At 70.3% G+C, this 24257-nt stretch carries 20 protein-coding genes; 16 read left to right on the forward strand and 4 right to left on the reverse strand.

Annotation, left to right across the window (positions count from 1 at the left end):
* The first annotated feature begins 40 nt into the window (after positions 1-40).
* From yajC to RLT58_RS29970, 5 genes are all read left to right on the forward strand, one after another.
* On the forward strand, positions 41-520 hold the full coding sequence (gene yajC / locus RLT58_RS29950) for a preprotein translocase subunit YajC (RefSeq protein WP_311313479.1): 480 nt from the start codon (positions 41-43) through the stop codon (positions 518-520).
* 146 nt (positions 521-666) lie between these two features.
* A complete protein-coding gene (gene secD, locus RLT58_RS29955; protein ID WP_311313480.1) occupies positions 667-2409 on the forward strand; it encodes a protein translocase subunit SecD in 1743 nt (580 codons plus the stop codon).
* A 1-nt stretch (position 2410) separates the two neighbouring features.
* Positions 2411-3529, forward strand: a complete 1119-nt coding sequence (gene secF / locus RLT58_RS29960; RefSeq protein WP_311313481.1) for a protein translocase subunit SecF — start codon at positions 2411-2413, stop codon at positions 3527-3529.
* Complete coding sequence (locus tag RLT58_RS29965; RefSeq protein WP_311313482.1) at positions 3526-4077, forward strand: adenine phosphoribosyltransferase; 552 nt, start codon at positions 3526-3528, stop codon at positions 4075-4077. The genes secF and RLT58_RS29965 overlap by 4 nt, the downstream gene beginning before the upstream one ends.
* Positions 4078-4237: 160 nt before the next feature.
* On the forward strand, positions 4238-6808 hold the full coding sequence (locus RLT58_RS29970; protein ID WP_311313483.1) for a RelA/SpoT family protein: 2571 nt from the start codon (positions 4238-4240) through the stop codon (positions 6806-6808).
* A gap of 67 nt (positions 6809-6875) precedes the next feature.
* Here the strand turns inward: RLT58_RS29970 and RLT58_RS29975 are convergent, their stop codons facing one another.
* Together RLT58_RS29975 and RLT58_RS29980 are read right to left on the reverse strand one after the other, a co-directional pair.
* Positions 6876-8105, reverse strand: coding sequence for a DUF349 domain-containing protein (locus RLT58_RS29975; RefSeq protein ID WP_311313484.1), 1230 nt, complete (start codon positions 8103-8105; stop codon positions 6876-6878).
* A gap of 196 nt (positions 8106-8301) precedes the next feature.
* A complete protein-coding gene (locus RLT58_RS29980) occupies positions 8302-9102 on the reverse strand; it encodes a peptidylprolyl isomerase (protein WP_311313485.1) in 801 nt (266 codons plus the stop codon).
* A 146-nt stretch (positions 9103-9248) separates the two neighbouring features.
* On the opposite strand from RLT58_RS29980, the gene RLT58_RS29985 reads away from it, so the two are divergent.
* From RLT58_RS29985 to RLT58_RS30000, 4 genes are all read left to right on the forward strand, one after another.
* A complete protein-coding gene (locus RLT58_RS29985) occupies positions 9249-9935 on the forward strand; it encodes an MBL fold metallo-hydrolase (RefSeq protein WP_311313486.1) in 687 nt (228 codons plus the stop codon).
* Between the two features lie 13 nt (positions 9936-9948).
* Positions 9949-11211, forward strand: coding sequence for a histidine--tRNA ligase (hisS, locus tag RLT58_RS29990; protein ID WP_311313487.1), 1263 nt, complete (start codon positions 9949-9951; stop codon positions 11209-11211).
* Between the two features lie 276 nt (positions 11212-11487).
* Positions 11488-12123 (forward strand): vitamin K epoxide reductase family protein, encoded by a 636-nt coding sequence (locus RLT58_RS29995; protein WP_311313488.1) that lies wholly within the window; start codon positions 11488-11490, stop codon positions 12121-12123.
* A gap of 71 nt (positions 12124-12194) precedes the next feature.
* Positions 12195-13589 (forward strand): replication-associated recombination protein A, encoded by a 1395-nt coding sequence (locus RLT58_RS30000; RefSeq protein ID WP_311313489.1) that lies wholly within the window; start codon positions 12195-12197, stop codon positions 13587-13589.
* 13 nt (positions 13590-13602) lie between these two features.
* On the opposite strand, the gene RLT58_RS30005 is transcribed toward RLT58_RS30000, so the two are convergent.
* A complete protein-coding gene (locus RLT58_RS30005) occupies positions 13603-14307 on the reverse strand; it encodes a DUF2470 domain-containing protein (protein WP_311313490.1) in 705 nt (234 codons plus the stop codon).
* 188 nt (positions 14308-14495) lie between these two features.
* Here RLT58_RS30005 and rpsD point away from each other — a divergent pair, with 188 nt between their 5' ends.
* Positions 14496-15110 carry a 30S ribosomal protein S4 gene (gene rpsD / locus RLT58_RS30010; RefSeq protein WP_136327444.1) on the forward strand — a complete coding sequence of 205 codons (615 nt, stop codon included), beginning with the start codon at positions 14496-14498 and terminating at the stop codon, positions 15108-15110.
* A gap of 18 nt (positions 15111-15128) precedes the next feature.
* On the opposite strand, the gene RLT58_RS30015 is transcribed toward rpsD, so the two are convergent.
* The gene (locus tag RLT58_RS30015; RefSeq protein WP_311313491.1) at positions 15129-17369 is read right to left on the reverse strand and encodes an ATP-binding protein; all 2241 of its coding nucleotides are present in this window, start codon (positions 17367-17369) and stop codon (positions 15129-15131) included.
* Between the two features lie 211 nt (positions 17370-17580).
* On the opposite strand from RLT58_RS30015, the gene RLT58_RS30020 reads away from it, so the two are divergent.
* From RLT58_RS30020 to RLT58_RS30045, 6 genes are all read left to right on the forward strand, one after another.
* The gene (locus RLT58_RS30020) at positions 17581-18021 is read left to right on the forward strand and encodes a DUF948 domain-containing protein (protein WP_311314699.1); all 441 of its coding nucleotides are present in this window, start codon (positions 17581-17583) and stop codon (positions 18019-18021) included.
* A gap of 7 nt (positions 18022-18028) precedes the next feature.
* The gene (locus tag RLT58_RS30025; protein ID WP_311313492.1) at positions 18029-18379 is read left to right on the forward strand and encodes a DUF6167 family protein; all 351 of its coding nucleotides are present in this window, start codon (positions 18029-18031) and stop codon (positions 18377-18379) included.
* The gene (gene alaS, locus RLT58_RS30030; protein WP_311313493.1) at positions 18379-21048 is read left to right on the forward strand and encodes an alanine--tRNA ligase; all 2670 of its coding nucleotides are present in this window, start codon (positions 18379-18381) and stop codon (positions 21046-21048) included. Before RLT58_RS30025 ends, alaS begins: the two co-directional genes overlap by 1 nt.
* Positions 21049-21056: 8 nt before the next feature.
* Positions 21057-21530 carry a Holliday junction resolvase RuvX gene (ruvX, locus tag RLT58_RS30035; protein ID WP_311314700.1) on the forward strand — a complete coding sequence of 158 codons (474 nt, stop codon included), beginning with the start codon at positions 21057-21059 and terminating at the stop codon, positions 21528-21530.
* A 95-nt stretch (positions 21531-21625) separates the two neighbouring features.
* Positions 21626-23368, forward strand: coding sequence for an endolytic transglycosylase MltG (gene mltG / locus RLT58_RS30040; RefSeq protein WP_311313494.1), 1743 nt, complete (start codon positions 21626-21628; stop codon positions 23366-23368).
* Positions 23355-24206 (forward strand): shikimate dehydrogenase, encoded by an 852-nt coding sequence (locus RLT58_RS30045; protein ID WP_311313495.1) that lies wholly within the window; start codon positions 23355-23357, stop codon positions 24204-24206. The genes mltG and RLT58_RS30045 overlap by 14 nt, the downstream gene beginning before the upstream one ends.
* Positions 24207-24257: the final 51 nt, after the last annotated feature.

Consider the following 24257-nt stretch of genomic DNA (forward strand, 5'->3'; position numbering starts at 1 on the left):
GGCCGCCTTCCAGCGCGGTCGTGCGAAGGAAACTCGTCCCGTGAATCCCGTGACTCTCCTCCCCTTCATCGTGCTCATCGGGGCCATGTTCCTGATGACGCGGTCCGCCAAGAAGAAGCAGGCGGCGGCTGCGAACATGCGCAATGAAATGCAGCCCGGCACCGGCGTCCGGACGATCGGGGGCATGTACGCCACCGTCAAGGAGCTTCACGACGACACGGTCCTCCTCGAGGTCGCTCCCGGCGTCCACGCCATCTACGCCAAGAACGCCATCGGCGCCGTCCTCGACGACGCGGAGTACAACCGCATCGTCCACGGTGACGACGAGGAGCTCGACGTCGACGGCGCGGTCGTGCCGGACGACGCCTCCTCGCTGACCGAGCTCGACGACACCGACGCCGCCGACGAGGCCGACGACGCGAAGACCGACCTGGTCAAGAAGACCGAGTCGGACGACGAGCCGGCCCAGGACGACAAGAAGTCCGAGGGCAAGGCCGACGGCGAGACCGACGCCAAGTAGCACACGATCCGGGGATGCCGTGAGCCCGAGGGCGTCCGGCGGTCCCCGGTCCGTGCGGTCTTCTGCGGGGGCAGGCCCCCACTAAACTTCGTGGCCGCTTGGGCGCGTACCCGGCGCGGGGCGGTTGGACAGGGAGAAACGAGAAGGTGGCAGCACCGAAGAAGGGCCGAGGACCGGCCGGCGGTCAGGGCAGGCCGGGGCGTGCCCTGGCTCTGATCCTCATCGCCATGGTCGCCCTCACCGGCGGGATGTTCCTGGCCGACCAGCCGACGCCGCGACTCGGCATCGACCTGGCGGGCGGTACGTCCATCACGCTCGAGGCCAAGGCCGAGCCGGGCGAGGAGCAGGCGGTCAACAAGACCAACATGGACACGGCGGTCCAGATCATGGAGCGCCGCGTCAACGGTCTCGGCGTCTCCGAGGCCGAGGTCCAGACCCAGGGCAACAGCAACATCATCGTCAACATCCCCAAGGGCACGAACTCGGCCCAGGCCCGTGAGCAGGTCGGTACGACCGCCAAGCTCTACTTCCGGCCGGTGCTGACCGTCGCCCAGGGCGCGCCCACGCCGACGCCCAGCGCCTCGTCCTCCGACAAGGCCAGCCCGTCGGCGTCCCCGAAGGCCTCCGCCTCGTCCTCCGCCAAGTCGTCCGACAAGGCCTCCAGCCCGTCGTCGACGCCCAGCGCGAGCGCCACCACCCAGGGCCGCGCGGTCACCGGCGCCCTGAAGGCGGACTCCTCGCCCACCCCCAAGGCGAGCACCAGCCCCACGGCCTCCAAGGAGGACGAGGCGGCCGCCGCCAAGCTGCAGAAGCAGTTCGAGGCGCTCGACTGCTCCACCAAGGCCGGCCGCTCCAAGGCCGCGCTGGGCGCCAAGCCCAGTGACACCGTGGTCGCGTGCAGCCAGGAGGGCGACGCCAAGTACGTGCTCGGCCCGTCGGAGGTCTCCGGCACCGAGGTCGACTCGGCCAAGGCCAACTTCGACCAGCAGCGCGGCATGTGGATCGTCCAGATGGAGTTCACCGGCAAGGGCTCCAAGCAGTTCCAGGCGATCACCAAGAAGCTCTCCGCCCAGCAGGAGCCGCAGAACCAGTTCGCCATCGCGCTGGACGGCGAGGTCGTCTCCGCCCCCCGCGTCAACGAGACCCTCAGCGGCAGCGCGGAGATCTCCGGCAGCTTCACCCAGCAGTCCGCCGAGGACCTGGCCAACGTGCTCTCCTACGGTGCGCTCCCGCTCTCCTTCAAGGAGCAGAGCGTCACCACCGTCACCGCCGCACTCGGTGGCGAGCAGCTGCGCGCGGGCCTCATCGCCGGCGCCATCGGCCTCGCCCTGGTCGTCATCTACCTGGTCGCCTACTACCGCGGGCTGGCGTTCATCGCGCTCCTCAGCCTCCTGGTCTCCGGCATCCTGACCTACACGATCATGTCGCTGCTCGGCCCGGCCATCGGATTCGCGCTGAACCTGCCCGCTGTGTGCGGCGCCATCGTGGCGATCGGTATCACCGCGGACTCGTTCATCGTGTACTTCGAACGCATCCGGGACGAGATCCGCGAGGGCCGCACGCTCCGTCCGGCCGTCGAGCGGGCCTGGCCCCGTGCCCGGCGCACCATCCTGGTCTCGGACTTCGTGTCCTTCCTCGCCGCGGCCGTGCTCTTCGTGGTCACCGTCGGCAAGGTCCAGGGCTTCGCGTTCACGCTGGGTCTCACCACCCTGCTCGACGTGGTCGTGGTGTTCCTGTTCACCAAGCCGCTCATGACGATCATGGCCCGTACGAAGTTCTTCGCGAGCGGTCACCCGTGGTCCGGACTGGACCCGAAGCGGCTCGGCGCCAAGCCGCCGCTGCGCCGCTCCCGCCGTGTCAACGCCCCCACCGACCCGAAGGAGGCGTGAGATGTCGCGACTCGGCAATCTCGGCGCCCGTCTCTACCGCGGCGAGGTCGGCTACGACTTCATCGGCAAGCGCAAGATCTGGTACGGCATCTCGATCCTGATCACCATCACGGCCATCGTCGGCCTGGCGGTCAGCGGCCTGAACATGGGCATCGAGTTCAAGGGCGGCGCCGTCTTCACCACCCCGAAGACGAGCGTGTCCGTCTCCGACGCGGAGGACGTGGCCACGGAGGCCTCCGGGCACCAGGCCATCGTCCAGAAGCTCGGCAACGGCGGTCTGCGCATCCAGATCACCGAGGTCGACACCGCGAAGTCGGACGAGATCAAGACCCAGCTCTCCAAGGACCTGAGCGTCCCGTCCGAGAAGATCGCCGCCGACCTGGTCGGCCCCAGCTGGGGTGAGCAGATCGCCAACAAGGCCTGGACCGGCCTCGGCGTCTTCATGGTCCTGGTGGTCATCTACCTGGCCATCGCCTTCGAGTGGCGGATGGCGATCGCGGCCCTGGTCGCGCTGATCCACGACATCACCATCACGGTCGGCATCTACGCCCTGGTCGGCTTCGAGGTCACCCCGGGCACCGTGATCGGTCTGCTGACGATCCTCGGTTACTCCCTCTACGACACGGTCGTCGTCTTCGACAGCCTCAAGGAGGGCACGAAGGGGATCACCAAGCAGACCCGGTGGACGTACAGCGAGATCGCCAACCGCTCCATCAACGGCACGCTGGTCCGGTCGATCAACACCACGGTCGTCGCCCTGCTGCCGGTCGCGGGTCTGCTGTTCATCGGTGGCGGCGTCCTCGGCGCCGGCATGCTGAACGACATCTCGCTGGCCCTGTTCGTCGGCCTCGCGGCCGGTGCGTACTCCTCGATCTTCATCGCCACCCCGCTGGTCGCCGACCTCAAGGAGCGCGACCCGCAGATGAAGGCCCTGAAGAAGCGGGTCCTCGCCAAGCGCGCGGCCGCCGCCGCCAGGGGCGAGGCCAACGAGGCGGAGCAGGCCGAGGAGGCCGAGCAGCGCGGCCCGCGCGACCGGGACGCTGCACCCGCCGGTGCGGTCGTCGGCCAGCGCCAGCAGCCCCCCAGGGGCCACGGACGGACCCCCGGGAAGCGTCGATGACCAGCACCACCGAGAACACCAGGGACCTCCTGCTCAGCCGGATCCGCGATGTCGCGGACTACCCGAAGCCGGGCGTGATGTTCAAGGACATCACCCCGCTGCTGGCGGACCCGGTGGCGTTCACGGCCCTGACCGACGCCCTCGCGGAGCTGTGCGTACGGCACGGCGCCACGAAGATCGTCGGACTGGAGGCCCGCGGCTTCATCCTGGCCGCGCCGGTCGCCGTCCGGGCAGGCCTCGGCTTCGTCCCCGTCCGCAAGGCCGGGAAGCTGCCGGGAGCCACGCTCAGCCAGGCGTACGAGCTGGAGTACGGCACCGCGGAGATCGAGATCCACGCGGAGGACCTGTCGGCCGACGACCGGATCATGGTCATCGACGACGTCCTGGCCACCGGCGGCACCGCCGGCGCCTCGCTGGAGCTCATCCGGCGGGCCGGCGCCGAGGTCGCCGGGGTCGCCGTGCTGATGGAGCTCGGCTTCCTGGCCGGGCGGGCCGCGCTGGAGCAGAGCCTCCGGGGCGCTCCGCTGGAGGCCCTGATCACGGTCTGAGACCACGGTCCGAGAAGCAGTCGCACCACCGTCGCGGGCACCCGGGAACAACCGGGTGCCCGTCGGCGTTGTCAGGGCTCTCACGGTCCCCGGGGGAGGACGGGCCGCCGGGTCGATACGATGGCCTTTCCGGGTGTCCGGATCCGCACGAGGAGCGCTCTTGCCAGACGAGGCCCAGCCAGTCGCCGCCCCGCAGCCCGACAAGCCCGCGGCGGCCCCCGCCACGCCCGCGAAGCAGCAGCCCGCGGAGAAGCCGAAGCCCCCGGCCCCCGAGCCCGGCGCGGGCCCGGCGCCCGCCGAGGCGAACGGCCCCGCGCCCGCCGCCCCCGCGCAGCCGGCCACCCCCGCCGCCCCGGCCCCGACCACGCCGAAGCCGCCTGCGAAGCCCGCCACGGGCGCGACGGCGCCCGCAGGCCCGGCGGCCCGCACGGGCGGCGGCTCTTCCAACCGAGTCCGGGCCAGGCTGGCCCGGCTCGGGGTGCAGCGCTCCAGCCCGTACAACCCCGTGCTCGAACCGCTGCTGCGGATCGTCCGCAGCAACGACACCAAGATCGAGACCTCCACGCTCCGCCAGATCGAGCGCGCCTACCAGGTCGCCGAGCGCTGGCACCGGGGGCAGAAGCGCAAGAGCGGCGACCCGTACATCACGCACCCGCTCGCCGTGACGACGATCCTCGCCGAGCTGGGCATGGATCCGGCCACTCTGATGGCGGGTCTGCTGCACGACACCGTCGAGGACACCGAGTACGGCCTGGACACCCTGCGCCGCGACTTCGGCGACCAGGTCGCGCTGCTCGTCGACGGCGTCACCAAGCTGGACAAGGTCAAGTTCGGCGAGGCCGCCCAGGCCGAGACCGTGCGCAAGATGGTCGTCGCCATGGCCAAGGACCCGCGCGTCCTGGTCATCAAGCTCGCCGACCGGCTGCACAACATGCGCACCATGCGCTACCTCAAGCGGGAGAAGCAGGAGAAGAAGGCCCGCGAGACGCTGGAGATCTACGCCCCGCTCGCCCACCGCCTGGGCATGAACACCATCAAGTGGGAGCTGGAGGACCTCGCCTTCGCGATCCTCTACCCGAAGATGTACGACGAGATCGTCCGCCTCGTCGCCGAGCGGGCCCCCAAGCGCGACGAATACCTCGCCATAGTGACCGACGAGGTCCAGTCCGACCTGCGCGCCGCCCGCATCAAGGCCACCGTCACCGGCCGGCCGAAGCACTACTACAGCGTCTACCAGAAGATGATCGTGCGGGGCCGCGACTTCGCCGAGATCTACGACCTGGTGGGCATCCGCGTCCTCGTCGACACCGTCCGGGACTGCTACGCGGCGCTCGGCACCGTCCACGCGCGATGGAACCCGGTCCCCGGCCGGTTCAAGGACTACATCGCGATGCCCAAGTTCAACATGTACCAGTCGCTGCACACCACGGTGATCGGCCCCAGCGGCAAGCCCGTCGAGCTCCAGATCCGTACGTTCGACATGCACCGCCGCGCCGAGTACGGCATCGCCGCGCACTGGAAGTACAAGCAGGAGGCCGTCGCCGGCGCCTCCAAGGTGCGCACGGACATCCCCAAGAACACCGGCCGGGGCCAGGACACCGTCAACGACATGGCCTGGCTGCGCCAGCTCCTGGACTGGCAGAAGGAGACGGAGGACCCCAGCGAGTTCCTGGAGTCGCTGCGCTTCGACCTCTCGCGCAACGAGGTCTTCGTCTTCACGCCCAAGGGCGACGTGATAGCGCTGCCGGCCGGCGCCACCCCCGTCGACTTCGCCTACGCCGTCCATACGGAGGTCGGCCACCGCACCATAGGGGCGCGGGTCAACGGGCGGCTCGTGCCGCTCGAATCGACCCTCGACAACGGCGACCTGGTGGAGGTCTTCACCTCCAAGGCGGCCGGCGCGGGCCCCTCCCGCGACTGGCTCGGCTTCGTCAAGTCGCCCCGGGCGCGCAACAAGATCCGCGCCTGGTTCTCCAAGGAGCGCCGCGACGAGGCGATCGAGCAGGGCAAGGACGCCATCGCGCGGGCCATGCGCAAGCAGAACCTGCCGATCCAGCGGATCCTGACCGGCGACTCGCTGGTCACCCTCGCCCACGAGATGCGCTACCCCGACATCTCGTCCCTGTACGCGGCGATCGGCGAAGGCCATGTCGCGGCGGCGGGCGTGGTGCAGAAGCTGGTGCAGGCGCTCGGCGGCGAGGACGCGGCCAACGAGGACATCGAGGAGAGCACCCCGCCCTCCCGCAGCCGCAACAAGCGCCGCGCCAACACCGACCCCGGTGTCGTCGTCAAGGGCGTCGAGGACGTCTGGGTCAAGCTGGCGCGCTGTTGTACACCCGTGCCCGGCGACCCGATCATCGGCTTCGTCACCCGGGGCAGCGGCGTCTCCGTGCACCGGGCCGACTGCGTCAACGTCGACTCCCTCTCCCAGCAGCCCGAACGGATCCTGGAGGTCGAATGGGCGCCCACCCAGTCCTCCGTCTTCCTGGTCGCCATCCAGGTCGAGGCGCTGGACCGCTCGCGGCTCCTGTCGGACGTCACACGGGTCCTGTCGGACCAGCACGTCAACATCCTGTCCGCCGCCGTGCAGACCTCCCGCGACCGGGTGGCCACCTCGCGCTTCACCTTCGAGATGGGTGACCCCAAGCACCTCGGGCACGTCCTGAAGGCCGTACGGGGCGTGGAGGGCGTCTACGACGTCTACCGGGTGACCTCGGCCCGCCGGCCGTAACGACGACGAGGAGGGCCCCGGTACGCGATGCGTACCGGGGCCCTCCTCGTCGTACCGGACGACGGCGTCAGCCGCCGAACTCCTCCAGGCCCTTGAGCGCCTGGTCCAGGAGCGCCTGCCGGCCCTCCAGCTCACGGGCCAGCTTGTCCGCACGGGCGTTGTTGCCCGAGGCGCGGGCCGTGTCGATCTGCGTACGCAGCTTGTCCACGGCCGCCTGGAGCTGCCCCGTCAGACCTGCGGCACGCGCACGCGCCTCCGGGTTGGTGCGGCGCCACTCGGACTCCTCGGCCTCCTGGAGCGCCCGCTCCACGGCCTGCATCCGCCCCTCGACCTTCGGGCGGGCGTCACGCGGGACATGTCCGATGGCCTCCCAGCGCTCGTTGAGGGCCCGGAACGCGGCACGGGCCGCCTTCAGGTCCTTCACCGGCACCAGCTTCTCGGCCTCGGTGGCGAGCTCCTCCTTGAGCTTGAGGTTCTCGCCCTGCTCCGCGTCACGCTCCGCGAAGACCTCGCTGCGCGCGGCGAAGAAGACGTCCTGGGCCCCGCGGAAACGGTTCCACAGATCGTCCTCGGCCTCGCGCTGGGCGCGGCCCGCGGCCTTCCACTCCGTCATCAGGTCGCGGTAGCGGGCGGCCGTCGTGCCCCAGTCCGTGGACCCGGAGAGCGACTCGGCCTCGACGACCAGCTTCTCCTTGGCCTTGCGGGCCTCCTCGCGCTGGGCGTCCAGCGAGGCGAAGTGCGCCTTGCGGCGCTTGGAGAACGCCGAGCGGGCGTGCGAGAAGCGGTGCCACAGCTCGTCGTCGGACTTGCGGTCGAGCCTCGGCAGGCCCTTCCAGGTGTCCACGAGGGCCCGCAGCCGCTCGCCCGCGGAGCGCCACTGCTCGCTCTGCGCCAGCTCCTCGGCCTCGGCGACCAGAGCCTCCTTGGCGTGCTTCGCCTCGTCGGTCTGCTTCGCCTTCTGGGCCTTGCGCTCCTCGCGCCGCGACTCGACCGTCGCCACCAGCGCGTCCAGCCGCTTGCGCAGCGCGTCCAGATCGCCGACGGCGTGGTGCTCGTCGACCTGTCCGCGCAGATGCTCGATGGCGGTCGTCGCGTCCTTCGCGGACAGATCGGTGGTCTTCACCCGCCGTTCGAGGAGGCCGATCTCGACCACAATGCCCTCGTACTTGCGCTCGAAGTAGGCCAGGGCCTCCTCCGGTGAACCGGCCTGCCACGATCCGACGACCTGCTCGCCGTCGGCTGTACGCACGTACACGGTGCCTGTCTCATCGACTCGGCCCCACGGGTCGCTGCTCACAGCGCCTCCTCCACCTGATGCCCGCGAGAGGGTTCGCCCCCCTGGCATCGTCCACAGTTTCCTGGGGCGGGCAGCGCCCGCCCTGCACAACGCCAATCTAGGCGACGGGCCGCCCGGCTGTCCGCACTCAGCGCGGCCGAAATTATCCGGCCGCGCCGCGTGTCCGCCGCACGGATCGTGCCGGGCCCACCGGGGCTCACGCCTTGTCGACGGCAGCCTTCGAGATGTTCACGGCCTTCTTGGGGGCCCCGTCGGCACCGCCGCCGGTCACCCCCGCCTTGCCGATGGCCTCGACGGCCTTCAGCGAGTCCTTGTCCATCGTGCCGAACGGCGTGTAGCTGGGCGGCAGTTTGCTGTCCTTGTAGACCAGGAAGAACTGGCTGCCACCGGTGTGGGCCTGGCCGGTGTTGGCCATCGCCACCGTGCCGGCCGGGTAGGTCACCGTGCCGTCGGCGCCCGCCTTGCCCAGGGCCGTCAGGTTCTCGTCGGGGATCGTGTAACCGGGACCGCCCGTGCCGTCGCCCTTGGGGTCGCCGCACTGCAGGACGAAGATGCCGTCCGTGGTCAGCCGGTGGCACTTCGTGCCGTCGAAGAACTTCTTGTCGGCCAGCGACTTGAAGGAGTTCGTCGTGTGCGGGGTCTTCGACGCGTCCATCGTGAACGCTATGTCGCCCTGGCTGGTCTTGAGCGACATGGTGTACTTCGACTTCTTGTCGATCTTCATCGCGGGCTCGGGCGCGCTCTTCTCGCTCGCCGAGGGCGACGGCTCGGCGGACGGGCTCTGGCTCGCCGCCGCGTCGGCCTTGTCGCTCTTCTTGCCGTCGTCGCCGCTGGTGGCGAAGTACGTGGCACCACCGATGACCGCCACCACGGCCACGGCCGAGGCGATGACGATCGTCAGCCGCCGGTTCCGGCGCCGGGCCTCCTCCCGGCGCTGCTGCTGCCGCTCGAATTTCTCCCTGGCGAGCTGCCGCCGCCGCTGATCGCTGCTGACCACCGGGTGATCTCCTTGTACGTCGTGTGATCGGGCCTGGGTTGCCCCGTACCGTATATGGGTTAGCTGTGGAATGAGGAGCGCCGGTAGGCTCTGAACTGCTGCGACCTCGCAGCCGCCCTCTCGTCGGACGACCATTAAGGACGATCGTGCTGATTGCCGGGTTCCCCGCCGGGGCCTGGGGGACCAACTGTTACCTGGTCGCCCCCGCCGCAGGCGAGGAGTGCGTGATCATCGACCCGGGCCACCAGGCCACCGCAGGGGTCGAGGAAGCGCTGAAGAAGCATCGGCTGAAGCCCGTCGCCGTCGTCCTCACCCACGGGCACATCGACCACGTCGCCTCGGTCGTCCCGGTGTGCGGCGCGCACGACGTCCCCGCCTGGATCCACCCCGAGGACCGGTACATGATGAGCGACCCGGAGAAGGCACTCGGCCGCTCCATCGGGATGCCGCTCATGGGCGAGCTGACGGTGGGGGAGCCGGACGACGTCAAGGAGCTGAGCGACGGCGCCCGGCTGCTGCTGGCGGGCATGGAGTTCGGCGTCTCGCATGCGCCCGGCCATACCAAGGGGTCGGTGACGTTCAGGATGCCCGAGGCCGCGGATGTCCCGCAGGTCCTCTTCTCGGGCGACCTGCTCTTCGCCGGCTCCGTCGGACGCACCGACCTGCCCGGCGGCGACCACGCCGAGCTCCTCGAGTCGCTGGCCCGTGTGTGCCTGCCGCTCGACGACTCGACCGTGGTGCTGTCCGGCCACGGCCCCCAGACGACCATCGGCCGCGAGCGCGCCACCAACCCGTATCTGAGCGGTATGGCCGCGCCCCGACGAGGAATGTGACGAGAGCGACATCGTGAGCACCTTCAAGGCCCCCAAGGGCACGTACGACCTGACCCCGCCCGACTCCGCGAAGTACCTCGCGGTGCGCGAGGCGATCTCCGCTCCGCTGAAGAACTCCGGTTACGGATACATCGAGACGCCCGGCTTCGAGGACGTCGCCCTGTTCTCCCGCGGTGTCGGTGAGTCCACCGACATCGTGACCAAGGAGATGTACACCCTCACCACCAAGGGCGGCTCCGAGCTGGCGCTGCGCCCCGAGGGCACCGCGTCCGTCCTGCGCGCCGCCCTGGAGGCCAACCTCCACAAGCTCGGCAACCTCCCGGTCAAGCTCTGGTACTCCGGCTCGTACTACCGCTACGAGCGCCCGCAGAAGGGCCGCTACCGCCACTTCTCGCAGGTCGGTGCCGAGGCGATCGGCGCCGAGGACCCGGTCCTGGACGCCGAGCTGATCATCCTGGCCGACCAGGCGTACCGTGCCCTGGGCCTGCGCGAGTTCCGCATCCTGCTGAACTCGCTGGGCGACAAGGAGTGCCGCCCCGTCTACCGCGACGCGCTCCAGGGCTTCCTGCGCGAGCTGGACCTGGACGAGGAGACCCGCCGCCGCATCGAGATCAACCCGCTGCGGGTCCTCGACGACAAGCGCCCCGAGGTCCAGCGGCAGCTCACCGGAGCCCCGGTGCTGCGCGACTACCTGTGCGACGCCTGCAAGGCGTACCACGAGGAGGTCCGGGACCTGCTCAACGAGGCGGGGGTCGTCTACGAGGACGACGAGAAGCTCGTCCGCGGTCTCGACTACTACACCCGCACCACCTTCGAGTTCGTCCACGACGGACTCGGCTCCCAGTCGGCGGTGGGCGGCGGCGGCCGCTACGACGGCCTCTCCGAGATGATCGGCGGCCCGGCGCTCCCGTCGGTCGGCTGGGCCCTCGGCGTGGACCGCACCGTGCTCGCCCTGGAGGCGGAGGGCATCGAGCTCGAACTCCCCTCCACCACCAGCGTCTTCGCCGTCCCGCTCGGCGAGGAGGCGCGCCGGGTCCTGTTCGGCGTCGTCACACAGCTGCGCCGTGAGGGGGTGGCCGCGGACTTCGCGTTCGGGGGCCGCGGGCTCAAGGGCGCGATGAAGAGCGCCAACCGCTCGGGCGCCCGGTTCACGATCGTGGCCGGCGAACGCGATCTGGCCGAGGGGCTCGTCCAGCTCAAGGACATGGAGTCCGGCGAGCAGTCGCCCGTACCCCTGTCCGAGGTGGCCGAGACGGTGCGGACGCGCCTGGTGTGAACACCCGGGTCGCGGGCGGGCCTTGACGCCCGCCCGCGACCGGTGCGCACAGGTCGCGGGCGTCAATCCGGTGCACGCCGATTCATCCGGCCGGGCGGTTTCGGCCGGGCGGTCCCACTGACGCCGCACGGAGCGATCGGCCCCCTCGTCACAGCGGCCACAGCCCCGCGCCTCCCTTCCGGAGGCGCGTTTTTATGCGCATCGAACGGAAGCGCGGTGGAAGGTTGCGGCACAATGACCGTGCCCCAGCAGGCCACTCACTGACGGAACGGCGATATGACGACTGCAGCGGTTGACCATCCCTCCTTCGACCAGGACGAGGACGGCGGGAAGCGGACCACCGGCGGCAGTCGCGCGCTGGCACTGCTGCTGATGATCACGGGCGCTGCCGGACTCCTCGCCGCATGGGTCATCACGATCGACAAGTTCAAGCTGCTGGAGGACCCCGGCTTCGTCCCGGGCTGCAGCCTGAACCCGGTGGTGGCCTGCGGCAACATCATGAAGAGCGAGCAGGCGTCCGCCTTCGGCTTCCCCAACCCGATGCTGGGGCTCGCCACTTACCCCGTGATCATCGGCATCGGGCTGGCCCTGCTCGCCGGGGCCCGCTTCCGCGACTGGTACTGGCTCGGCATGAACGCCGGCACGCTGTTCGGCGTCGGTTTCTGCACCTGGCTGCAGTACCAGTCGCTCTACAGCATCGGCTCGCTCTGCCTGTGGTGCTGCCTGGCCTGGGTCGCCACGATCTTCATGTTCTGCTACATCACCACGCACAACATCAAGCACCGGATCATCCCGGCGCCGAACTGGCTGCGCAACGGCCTCACCGAGTTCCACTGGGTGCCCCCGGTGCTGTGGATCGGGATCATCGGCATGCTGATCCTGACCCGCTGGTGGGACTTCTGGACCAGCTGACCGGCGCCTTCGCCGCAGCTCCGGCCACCGGCCCGGCGGCGATGTCAGTGCGGTGACATAGGCTTCGAAACGTGGAGCCCGACCTCTTTACCGCAGCAGCCGAAGACCGCCAGGAGAAGGACCCGTCCAGCAGCCCCCTCGCTGTCCGGATGCGTCCGCGTACCCTCGACGAGGTCGTCGGCCAGCAGCATCTGCTCAAGCCGGGCTCGCCGCTGCGCCGCCTCGTCGGCGAGGGGAGCGGGGGACCGGCCGGCCCCTCCTCGGTGATCCTCTGGGGCCCGCCCGGCATCGGGAAGACGACTCTGGCGTACGTGGTCAGCAAGGCCACCAACAAGCGCTTCGTCGAGCTCTCCGCGATCACCGCGGGCGTCAAGGAAGTGCGGGCCGTGATCGAGGGCGCCCGCCGCGCCACCGGCGGCTACGGCAAGGAGACCGTCCTCTTCCTGGACGAGATCCACCGCTTCTCCAAGGCCCAGCAGGACTCGCTGCTGCCGGCCGTGGAGAACCGCTGGGTGACGCTCATCGCCGCGACCACCGAGAACCCCTACTTCTCGATCATCTCCCCGCTGCTCTCGCGCTCCCTGCTGCTGACGCTGGAATCGCTCACCGACGACGACCTGCGCGGACTGCTGCGCCGGGCGCTGACCGACGAGCGCGGCCTCGGCGGCGCGGTGAGCCTGCCCGAGGACGCCGAGGAGCATCTGCTGCGCATCGCCGGCGGTGACGCCCGCCGGGCGCTGACGGCGCTGGAGGCCGCGGCGGGCGCCGCGCTCTCCAAGCACGAGGAGGAGATCACCCTCCTGACGCTGGAGGAGACCGTCGACCGGGCGGCCGTGAAGTACGACCGGGACGGCGACCAGCACTACGACGTGGCGAGCGCGCTGATCAAGTCGATCCGCGGCTCCGACGTGGACGCCGCACTGCACTACCTGGCCCGGATGATCGAGGCGGGGGAGGACCCCCGGTTCATCGCCCGGCGGCTGATGATCTCGGCCAGCGAGGACATCGGCCTTGCGGACCCCACGGCGCTGCCCACCGCGGTCGCGGCGGCCCAGGCCGTCGCGATGATCGGCTTCCCGGAGGCGGCGCTCACCCTCAGCCATGCCACGATCGCCCTGGCGCTGGCACCCAAGTCGAACGCGGCGACGCTGGCGATCTCCGCCGCCCAGGACGATGTGCGCAAGGGGCTGGCCGGCCCGGTCCCGGCCCATCTGCGCGACGGCCACTACAAGGGCGCGGCCAAGCTGGGCCACGCCCAGGGCTACGTCTACCCGCACGATGTGCCCGGCGGCATCGCCGCCCAGCAGTACGCCCCGGACGCCGTCCGCGACAAGCGGTACTACCGGCCCACCCGCTACGGCGCGGAGGCGCGCTACGCGGACGTGGCGGACCGGGTCAGGGAGCGGCTCGGCCGGACGGGCCCCGAGGACGCCAAGGGCACGACGGACACGGCGGAGACGTCCTAGGGCGGTCCGGCCCTCAGTGCGCGGCCGCCTCGAAGAGCCTGTGCATGGCGTAGCTCAGCTCGACGACATCGCGCACGGGCTCGGGGAACTCGAAGCGCGCGTCGAAGCAGGAGCCGCCCTCCGGCTCGCAGAAGCGCACCCGCAGCCCGAGCCGGTCCAGCGCCACGGGCACCACGGCCGGGCGCTGCGCGGCGCAGACCCGGGCGGCCCGCTCGCCGAGCAGTCCGCACAGCGTGTCCAGCTGCTCGCCGTGGGCCGCGTGCAGATGCTGGAGCAGCTCCGCCTCGTGGTCGACGAGCGGGTCGGGCAGCGCGTCCCGGAAGTCCTCCGCGTCCACGCCCTCCACGCCCCACAGGTCGTCGACGTACGCCTCGCCCGTCTCCAGCCGCAGCAGCGTCCGGCCGGGGCCCGCCATGCCGGGCACGCAGGTCAGCCAGCCGCTCACGCGGGCGCGGCCGCGGATACGGTGGGGTACGGCGACGGGGGCGACGTCCGTGATCTCCAGCACGGCCGACAGGTCGTCGTCCTGGGCGTGTGTCGCGGCCCGCACGGCCGGGGACGCGGCGGGGAACTCGAGGAACAGGTCCCCGTCCGGACCGACGCTGCGGGAGAGCGGTGTGAGCTGGTCCGAGCCCGCGCTTTCGAGCCCGGGGATGAGCAGTACCGCCGAGCAGGTACTCTGTACGAGAGTTCGTGTGCGCTCGGCTGCTGACGGCATCCGTGTGTTTTCAAGCCCGCTGGGACGCGGCTGACCACGATCTGATCGGTCCTCCGTCGTATCGACGCCCTCAAGTGCGTCGACGCTGTCAGTGCTGTCCGTGACGTGTGTGGTGTTCCCAGGGCGAGACATGCGATCTCCTTGAGTAAGGTGAGCCTAACCTAACCTACAACGGAGGTCTGGAGAACGTGCCTAATCAGTCGCGTCCCAAGGTCAAGAAGAGCCGCGCGCTCGGCATCGCGCTGACGCCGAAGGCTGTCAAGTACTTCGAGGCCCGCCCCTACCCGCCGGGCGAGCACGGCCGTGGGCGCAAGCAGAACTCGGACTACAAGGTCCGTCTGCTCGAGAAGCAGCGTCTGCGCGCGCAGTACGACATCAGCGAGCGCCAGATGGCGCGCGCCTACGACCGCGCCAAGAAGGCCGAGGGCAAGACGGGCGAGGCGCTGGTCGTCGAGCTCGAGCGCCGCCTCGACGCGCTGGTCCTGCGTTCCGGTATCGCCAAGACGATCTACCAGGCCCGCCAGATGGTCGTCCACGGCCACATCGAGGTCAACGGTGGCAAGGTCGACAAGCCGTCGTTCCGTGTCCGTCCGGACGACATCGTCATGGTCCGCGAGCGCAGCCGCGAGAAGTACCCCTTCCAGGTGGCCCGCGAGGGTGGTTACGACACCGACGGTGAGACCCCGCGCTACCTGCAGGTGAACCTGAAGGCCCTGGCCTTCCGCCTGGACCGGGACCCGAACCGCAAGGAAATCCCCGTGATCTGCGACGAGCAGCTCGTCGTCGAGTACTACGCCCGCTGATCCAGGCGTAGCCGCTCTTCACCGGCGCTCAGGCCCGCCCCTTCCCGATGTCGGGGAGGCGGCGGGCTTTCGCGTTCTCCCCGGCGCCGGCACGGACCCGGGCCGGTCCTCGGCCCCGCCCTCCGCCCCGCCCCGCCGCCCGCCGGGCCGTCCCGTGAGCGCCCTGGCGACCACCGCGTCCGCTCCCAGCTCCCGGCCCGCGCGCAGTCCCGCCGCGTACCGCGCCTCGCCCAGCTCATGGCGGGCCAGCTCCGCGCACCGGGCCCTCGGCGCCCCGTAGTGCGCGGAACCGAACAGCGGCAGCCCCACCGACGGCCAGATCCGGTCGGCCGCCCCCTGGAGCAGCGCCGCCTCGTCCGCGTCGCCCTCGACCACCGTCACCAGGGCCAGCAGCTCCAGCGCGAGGACGGTGCCGAGCAGGTCGTGGAAGGCGTGGGTGATGGCCAGCGACTCCCCGAGCAGCTCCCGGGCCCGCTGGGGACGGCCCCGTTGCAGGGTGGCGAAGGCCAGGACGTAGAGCGCGTAGCTCAGGGCCCACCGCTCGCCGTGGTCCTCGCAGATGTCCCGTACCTCTTCGCAGATGACGACGGCCCGGTCCAGATCGCCCCGGAAGCCGATCGCCATCGCCAGCTCCACCTGGGCCATCAGCACGTTGCTGTTCAGCTCGCCGAGCTCCCGGTAACGGCCCAGCGCGTCGTGCAGCAGGTCCTGGGCGCGCTCCATGTCGTCGGTGACCAGCGCCAGGCAGCCCGTGCGGTGCACCGCGTAGGCCGCCGCCGTGGCATCGCCCGCCCGCTCCGCCTCGTCCCGGCACTCGGTCAGCGCCGAGATCGCGCCCACCGGGTCGCCCTGGAGCACCGCGACATAGCCGAGCACCCACAGGGCCTTGAGCCGCGAGGTGTCGTGCGCGGTCTCCTCCTCCAGCACATGGTCCAGCCAGTGCCGGCCCTCCGAGAGCCGCCCGCAGCCGACCCACAGGAACCAGAGCGTGCCCGCCAGGTACTGCGCGAGGTGCGCCTCCTCCGGGCTCTCCAGCGAACACTCCATGGCCCGTCGCAGATTGGGCAGTTCGCTCTCCACCCGGGCCGCCACCTCGGCCTGGCGGGGGCTGAACCAGTCGAGCTCGCACCAGGTCGCCAGCCCCAGGAACCAGTCCCGGTGCCGCCGCCGCAGCCGGTCGGTGTCGCCGGTGGCCGTCAGCCACTCGGCGCCGTACTCGCGCACGGTGTCCAGCATCCGGTAGCGGGTGCCCACCGCGGAGTCCTCGCGCAGGACGACGGACTGGGCGAGCAGCCCGGAGAGCACGTCGAGCAGCGAGTCGGCTGGCAGTTCGGGGCCGCTGCAGATGTACTCGACCGCCTCCAGGTCGAACTGCCCGGCGAAGACCGAGAGCCGGGCCCACAGCAGCCGCTGCTCCGGGGCGCACAGCTCATGGCTCCAGCCGATGGCGGTACGGAGCGTCTGGTGCCGCGCCAGCGCGCTGCGGCTGCCGCCGGTCAGCAGCCGGAAGCGGTCGTCGAGCCGTTGCAGCACCTGCTCGGTCGACAGGGCGCGCAGCCGGCCCGCCGCCAGCTCCAGAGCGAGCGGGATCCCGTCCAGCCGACGGCACAGCTCCCCGGCCGGTCCCCGGGTGCGGTCGGTCAGCCGGAAGTCCGGGCGTACCGCCGCGGCCCGCTCGGCGAAGAGCCGGAGCGCGTCGTTGTCCGTCATGGTCGCCAGCGGGTAGGTGGCCTCGCCGTCGAGTTCCAGCGGCAGCCGGCCGGCCGCCAGGACCCGCAGCCGGGGGGCCCGGCGCAGCAGATCGCGTACCAACTCGGCGCAGGCGTCGACGAGATGCTCGAAGCCGTCGATCACCAGGAGCAGACGGTGCCTGGCGCAGTGCTCGACGAGCGCGGCGCGGGGCGGTCTGGTGGTGTGGTCGGTGAGGCCCAGGGCGTCCACCAGGGCGTGTTCGAGCAGCCCGGCGTCGTGGACGGCGGACAGCTCCACCAGCCACACCCCGTCGCAGTACCGTTTCTCCAAAAGCGCGGCGGCTCTGGTCACCAGTCGGGTCTTGCCCACGCCGCCCACCCCGACGACGGTCACCAGGCGGGACTCCTCCAGCAGCCGGGCGAGTTCGGCCAGCTCGTCCTCGCGTCCCACGAATCTGTTCAGCTCCGCCGGGAGGTTCCCCCGGGGTGTGCGCACGGGACCGTCCTGGCCGGCGGAGGGGGAGCCGGAGTCGTCGGGGGGCGGAGAGGGGCGCTGAGAGCGTCGCATGAAACACGCAGAGTACTGGCTTGAAAGCTCTCCGTACAATCTCGTCGCCACAACTCCCGCGGGGCCCGCCGGTCATGCGGTACAGGGCGCGAGTCCCGGCGCGATAGGCTCGGGGACGGTGACCGGCCGCCGCGACGGCCGTCGCCGAACGAGCAGACAAGACAGAGACAGACGACAAGCCAGAGAGCGGTGCACTGTGTCCGGTGGTGAGGTGGCCGGGATCCTGGTGGCCGTCTTCTGGGCGATCCTGGTTTCGTTCCTCGCCGTCGTGCTGGTGAGGCTCGCCCAGACGCTCAGGGCGACCACCAAACTCGTGGCGGACGTGACCGAACAGGCCGTCCCGCTGCTGGCCGACGCCTCTGCGACCGTCCGCTCCGCGCAGACCCAGCTCGACAAGGTCGACGCGATCGCGACGGACGTCCAGGAGGTCACCTCCAACGCCTCGGCACTCTCCACCACCGTCGCCTCGACGTTCGGCGGGCCGCTGGTCAAGGTCGCCGCGTTCGGCTACGGCGTCCGGCAGGCCATCGGCCGCAAGAGCGCACCCGAGCCGGAGAAGCGCTCCCGGCGTTCGGTGATCGTCGGCCGGACCGTGCCGTCCGCGCGCGGACGGAAGCGCAACGGACAGAAACCCCGCGGACCGAAGGACTGACGCAGCGATGTTCCGCCGTACGTTCTGGTTCACCGCCGGCGCAGCAGCCGGCGTCTGGGCCACCACCAAGGTCAACCGCAAGATCAAGCAGCTGACCCCCGAGAGCCTCGCGGCGCAGGCCGCCGACAAGGCGCTGGTGGCCGGCCACAGGCTCAAGGACTTCGCGCTGGACGTCCGCGAAGGCATGGTCAGGCGCGAGGCCGAACTCGGCGAGGCGCTGGGCCTGGAGGCACCGGTCGACCCCGATCTCCCCGTGCGGCGCCACTTCGCCGTCGAAGCGGCGGAGCGGGACGGGCGCCCGCCCGCCACGTACCGCAAGCTCCCCTACAACTCGTACAACCGGAATGAGGACCACTGATGGAGTCGGCAGAAATTCGTCGCCGCTGGCTGAGCTTCTACGAGGAGCGCGGTCACACCGTTGTCCCTTCGGCGTCGCTCATCGCGGACGACCCGACTCTGCTGCTGGTCCCGGCCGGCATGGTGCCCTTCAAGCCGTACTTCCTCGGTGAGGTCAAGCCGCCCGCCCCCCGCGTCACCAGCGTGCAGAAGTGCGTGCGTACGCCGGACATCGAAGAGGTGGGCAAGACCACCCGGCACGGCACCTTCTTCCAGATGTGCGGCAACTTCTCCTTCGGCGACTACTTCAAGGAAGGCGCCATCGAGTACGCCTGGGAGCTGCTCACCAGCTCCGTGGCGGACGGCGGCTTCGGCCTGGAGCCCGAGCGCCTGTGGATCACGGTCTACCTCGACGACGACGAGGCCGAGGCCATCTGGCGGGACAAGATCGGCGTCCCCGCCGAGCGCATCCAGCGCCTGGGCAAGAAGGACAACTTCTGGTCCATGGGCGTCCCCGGTCCCTGCGGCCCCTGTTCCGAGATCAACTACGACCGCGGCCCCGAGTTCGGCGTCGAGGGCGGCCCGGCCGTCAACGACGAGCGGTACGTGGAGATCTGGAACCTGGTCTTCATGCAGTACGAGCGCGGCGCCGGCGACGGCAAGGACGACTTCCCGATCCTCGGTGACCTGCCGTCCAAGAACATCGACACCGGCCTCGGCCTCGAACGCCTCGCGATGATCCTGCAGGGCGTGCAGAACATGTACGAGACCGACACCCTGCGCGTCGTCATGGACAAGGCCACCGAGCTGACCGGGGTGCGCTACGGCGCCGCCGACGCCACGGACGTCTCGCTGCGCGTGGTCGCCGACCACATCCGCACCTCCGTCATGCTCATCGGCGACGGCGTCACCCCCGGCAACGAGGGCCGCGGCTATGTGCTGCGCCGCATCATGCGCCGCGCCATCCGCAACATGCGGCTGATGGGCGCCACCGGCTCCGTCGTGAGCGAGCTGGTCGACGTCGTGATCAACACGATGGGACAGCAGTACCCGGAGCTGATCACCGACCGCAAGCGCATCGAGACCGTCGCGCTCGCCGAGGAGGCCGCGTTCCTCAAGGCCCTCAAGGGCGGCACGAACATCCTGGAGACCGCCGTCACCGAGACCAAGGCCGCCGGCGGGCGGGTCCTCGCCGGCGACAAGGCGTTCCTGCTCCACGACACCTGGGGCTTCCCGATCGACCTCACCCTGGAGATGGCCGCCGAACAGGGCCTCTCCGTGGACGAGGACGGCTTCCGCCGTCTGATGCAGGAGCAGCGCGACAAGGCCAAGGCCGACGCCAAGGCCAAGAAGACCGGCCACGCCGACCTGTCCGCCTACCGCGAGGTCGCGGACAACTCCGGCGTCACCGAGTTCACCGGCTACACCGCCACCGAGGGCGAGTCCACGATCGTCGGCCTCCTCGTCGACGGGGTCCCCTCGCCCGCTGCCTCCGAGGGCGACGAGGTCGAGGTCGTCCTCGACCGCACCCCCTTCTACGCCGAGGGCGGCGGCCAGCTCGCCGACCAGGGCCGCATCCGGCTCGACACCGGCGCCGTCATCGTGGTGCGCGACGTCCAGCAGCCGGTCCCGGGCGTCTCCGTCCACAAGGGCTCGGTCCAGGTCGGAGAGGTGACGGTCGGCGCGTCCGCCTTCGCAGCCATCGACAACACCCGCCGCCGGGCCATCGCCCGCGCCCACAGCGCCACCCACCTCACGCACCAGGCGCTGCGCGACGCGCTGGGCCCGACGGCGGCCCAGGCCGGTTCGGAGAACTCCCCGGGCCGCTTCCGCTTCGACTTCGGCTCGCCCGCCGCGGTACCCGGCACGGTCCTCACCGACGTCGAGCAGAAGATCAACGAGGTGCTGGCCCGCGAGCTGGACGTCCAGGCCGAGGTCATGTCGATCGACGAGGCCAAGAAGCAGGGTGCCATCGCCGAGTTCGGCGAGAAGTACGGCGAGCGCGTCCGCGTCGTCACCATCGGCGACTTCTCCAAGGAGCTGTGCGGCGGCACGCACGTCCACAACACCGCCCAGCTCGGTCTGGTGAAGCTGCTCGGCGAGTCGTCCATCGGTTCCGGCGTCCGCCGCATCGAGGCGCTCGTCGGCGTCGACGCGTACAACTTCCTCGCCCGGGAGCACACGGTCGTCGCCCAGCTCCAGGAGCTGGTCAAGGGCCGTCCCGAGGAGCTTCCGGAGAAGATCGCCGGGATGCTCGGCAAGCTGAAGGACGCCGAGAAGGAGATCGAGAAGTTCCGCGCGGAGAAGGTCCTCGCGGCCGCCGCCGGTCTGGTCGACTCCGCCCAGGACGTCCGGGGCGTCGCCCTGGTCACCGGCCAGGTGCCGGACGGCACCTCCACCGACGATCTGCGCAAGCTCGTCCTCGACGTGCGCGGGCGCATCCAGGGCGGCCGGCCGGCCGTCGTGGCCCTGTTCACCACCGCCAACGGGCGCCCGCTGACCGTCATCGCCACCAACGAGGCCGCCCGCGAGCGCGGTCTCAAGGCCGGTGACCTGGTCCGTACCGCCGCCAAGACCCTCGGCGGCGGTGGCGGCGGCAAGCCGGACGTCGCCCAGGGCGGCGGCCAGAACCCGGAGGCCATCGGCGACGCCGTCGCGGCCGTCGAACGCCTCGTCACCGAGACGGCGTGACGCCGGAGATGACGCAGATGCGCCGAGGTCGCCGGCTGGCGATCGATGTCGGGGACGCCCGGATCGGGGTCGCCTCGTGCGACCCCGACGGGATTCTCGCCACGCCGGTGGAGACCGTGCCGGGACGTGATGTCCCGGCCGCCCACCGGCGGCTCGGGCAGATCGTCGCGGAGTACGAGCCGATCGAGGTCGTCGTCGGACTGCCCCGCTCGCTCGGTGGCGGGGAGGGGCCGGCCGCGGCCAAGGTCCGCGCTTTCACCGATGTGCTCGCCCGTGCGGTTGCACCCATTCCGGTGCGATTGGTGGACGAGAGGATGACCACAGTGACGGCCAGTCAAGGGCTGCGCGCATCGGGCGTGAAGTCCAAAAAAGGCCGATCCGTCATTGATCAGGCTGCCGCTGTGGTGATCCTTCAGAACGCTCTGGAGTCCGAACGGGCTTCGGGCAATCCACCCGGCGAAGCCGTCGAAGTGGTTGTCTGATCGCGATACGGTAACGTTCCGCGCGATGCGGCGGTGTTCGAAAAAACACCGCACAGCAAAGAGACGGAATGTCGTCTCGCGGCTCAAGGGGATCGATGACTGAGTATGGCCGGGGCCCCGGCTCCGAACCGTGGCATCCCGAGGACCCCTTGTACGGGGACCAGGGATGGGGAGGCGAGCAGCCTGCCCACGGCCAGAGTCAGTACGGCGGCCAGCAGCAGCCCTATGCGCAGGACCCGTACGCCCAGCAGCAGGGCCCCTATCAGCAGGATCCCTACCAGCAACAGCAGCAGCCGCACGACCCGTACGCGCAGCAACAGCAGCAGGACCCGTACGCCCAGCAGCAGGCGCAGTATCAGCAACAGCAGGGGTACGGGGGCCAGCAGGACCCGTACGCCCAGCAGCCCCCGTACAACGGCGGATGGGACACCGGCCAGCAGGCCGCCATGCCGTACGAGGGCCAGCCCGTCGCCGCGTACGGCTACGGCGAGACGAACGACTACTACGGCACCCCTGAGGCCTACCCGCCGCCGCAGCCCCCGGGCCGCCGCGAGGCCGCGCCCGCCCCGGACCGGGCCCCCGACCCCGAGCCGAACCCCGACTGGGACCCCGAGGCCCAGCCGGAGGAGACCCACCCGTTCTTCACCGGCGTGGACGAGGACGGCCGCAAGGGCGGCAAGGACGACGACTACGACGAGGACGACGACTCCCGCGAGTCCCGCCGGGGCGACGGGGGCGGCGAGCGCCGCGGCAAGGGCAAGAAGAAGAAGGGCCGCAGCGGCTGCGCCTGTCTGGTCGTCTCCCTCGTCCTGGTCGGCGGCCTCGGCGGAGTGGGTTACGTCGGCTACTCCTTCTACAAGGACAAGTTCGGCGCGGCCCCGGACTACGCGGGTAGCGGCTCGGGTTCGGTCGAGGTGGAGATCCCCAAGGGCGCCTACGGCTACGACATCGGCAACATCCTGAAGAAGGCCGGCGTCGTCAAGAGCGTCGACGCCTTCGTCTCCGCGCAGAACGAGAACCCCAAGGGCAAGTCGATCCAGGCCGGGGTCTACCTCCTGCACTCGGAGATGTCGGCGTCCGAGGCCGTGAAGATGATGGTCGACCCGAAGAGCCAGAATCTTCTGGTGATTCCCGAGGGGACGCGGAACAGCGTCGTCTACGCGATGGTCGACAAGCGGCTGAGCCTCACCAAGGGCACGACCGAGAGCGTCGCCAAGTCTAAGAAGTCCGACCTGGGCCTGCCCGACTGGGCGAGCAAGAGCAAGGACATCAAGGACCCACTGGAAGGATTCCTCTATCCAGCCGCGTATCCGGTGACGAAGGAGACCAAGCCGGAGACACTTCTCAAGAAGATGGTCTCGCGGTCCAACGAGGAGTACGACAAGCTCGACCTTGCCGGTGCAGCCAAGAAGCACAACCTGAACGGCCCCTGGGAAATGCTCACGGCAGCCAGCCTCGTCCAGGCCGAAGGCAAGACGCACGATGACTTCCGGAAGATGGCGGAAGTCATTTACAACCGTCTCAAGCCGACGAATACGGAGACGAACCAGTACCTTCAGTTCGACTCCTCGTTCAATTACTTGAACAAGCAGAGCAAGATCAATATCACCCTGGAAGAGATCCGGAAGAACAAGGATCCGTACAACACGTACACCAGGCAGGGTCTTACTCCCGGCCCCATCGGGAATCCCGGAAACGAAGCCCTCGCTGCCGCCCTGAACCCGACCAAGGACGGCTGGATCTACTTCGTGGCCACCGATGGTGAGCGCAAGACCGAGTTTGCCAAGACCTACAAAGAGTTCCTGAAGCTCAAGGAAAAGTTTGATGCCCTCGACTGACGGGCGCCACCGCGCGGCCGTCCTCGGCTCGCCCATCGCCCACTCGCTCTCCCCCGTCCTGCACCGGGCCGCGTACGCCGCACTGGGTCTCGGCGACTGGACGTACGACCGGTTCGAGATCGACGAGCGGGCGCTGCCCGGGTTCGTCGAGGATCTGGACGGCGCGTGGGCCGGGCTGTCGCTGACCATGCCGCTCAAGCGGGCGATCGTTCCGCTGCTGGACGGGGTCAGCGAGACCGCAGCCTCGGTCGAGGCCGTGAACACCGTGGTCTTCGGCGCGGACGGCCGCCGCACCGGGGACAACACGGATGTCCCCGGCATGGCCGCCGCCCTGCGGGAACGCGGCGTCGAGAAGGTGGAGTCCGCCGCGATCCTCGGCGCCGGCGCCACCGCCTCCTCCGCGCTGGCCGCCCTGTCCGGGATCTGCGCCGGTCCCGTCACCGCGTATGTGCGCAGTGCGGCCCGCGCTGACGAGATGCGCGGCTGGGGGGAACGCCTCGGCGTCGACGTCCGGATCGCCGACTGGGCCGAGGCCGACCATGCGCTGACCGCGCCCCTCGTCATCGCGACCACCCCCGCCGGTGCCGCCGACGAGCTGGCCGGGGCCGTGCCGGAGCGGCCCGGCACGCTCTTCGACGTGCTGTACGAGCCGTGGCCCACCCGTCTCGCCGCCGCCTGGGCCGACCGCGGCGGCGCAGTCGTCGGAGGCCTCGACCTCCTGGTGCACCAAGCGGTTCTCCAGGTCGGGCAGATGACGGGGCTGGACGCCCCGCTCGCCGTCATGCGCGCCGCGGGGGAGGCGGCGCTGGCCGGGCGCACGCCGGACGTCTCCGTCTGACACGGGCGCCGTACCCACCCGGGTGGACACGGCGCCCGTGTCGGACCGCGG

The sequence above is a fragment of the Streptomyces sp. ITFR-16 genome (genome assembly GCF_031844705.1).
Lineage (GTDB): Bacteria > Actinomycetota > Actinomycetes > Streptomycetales > Streptomycetaceae > Streptomyces.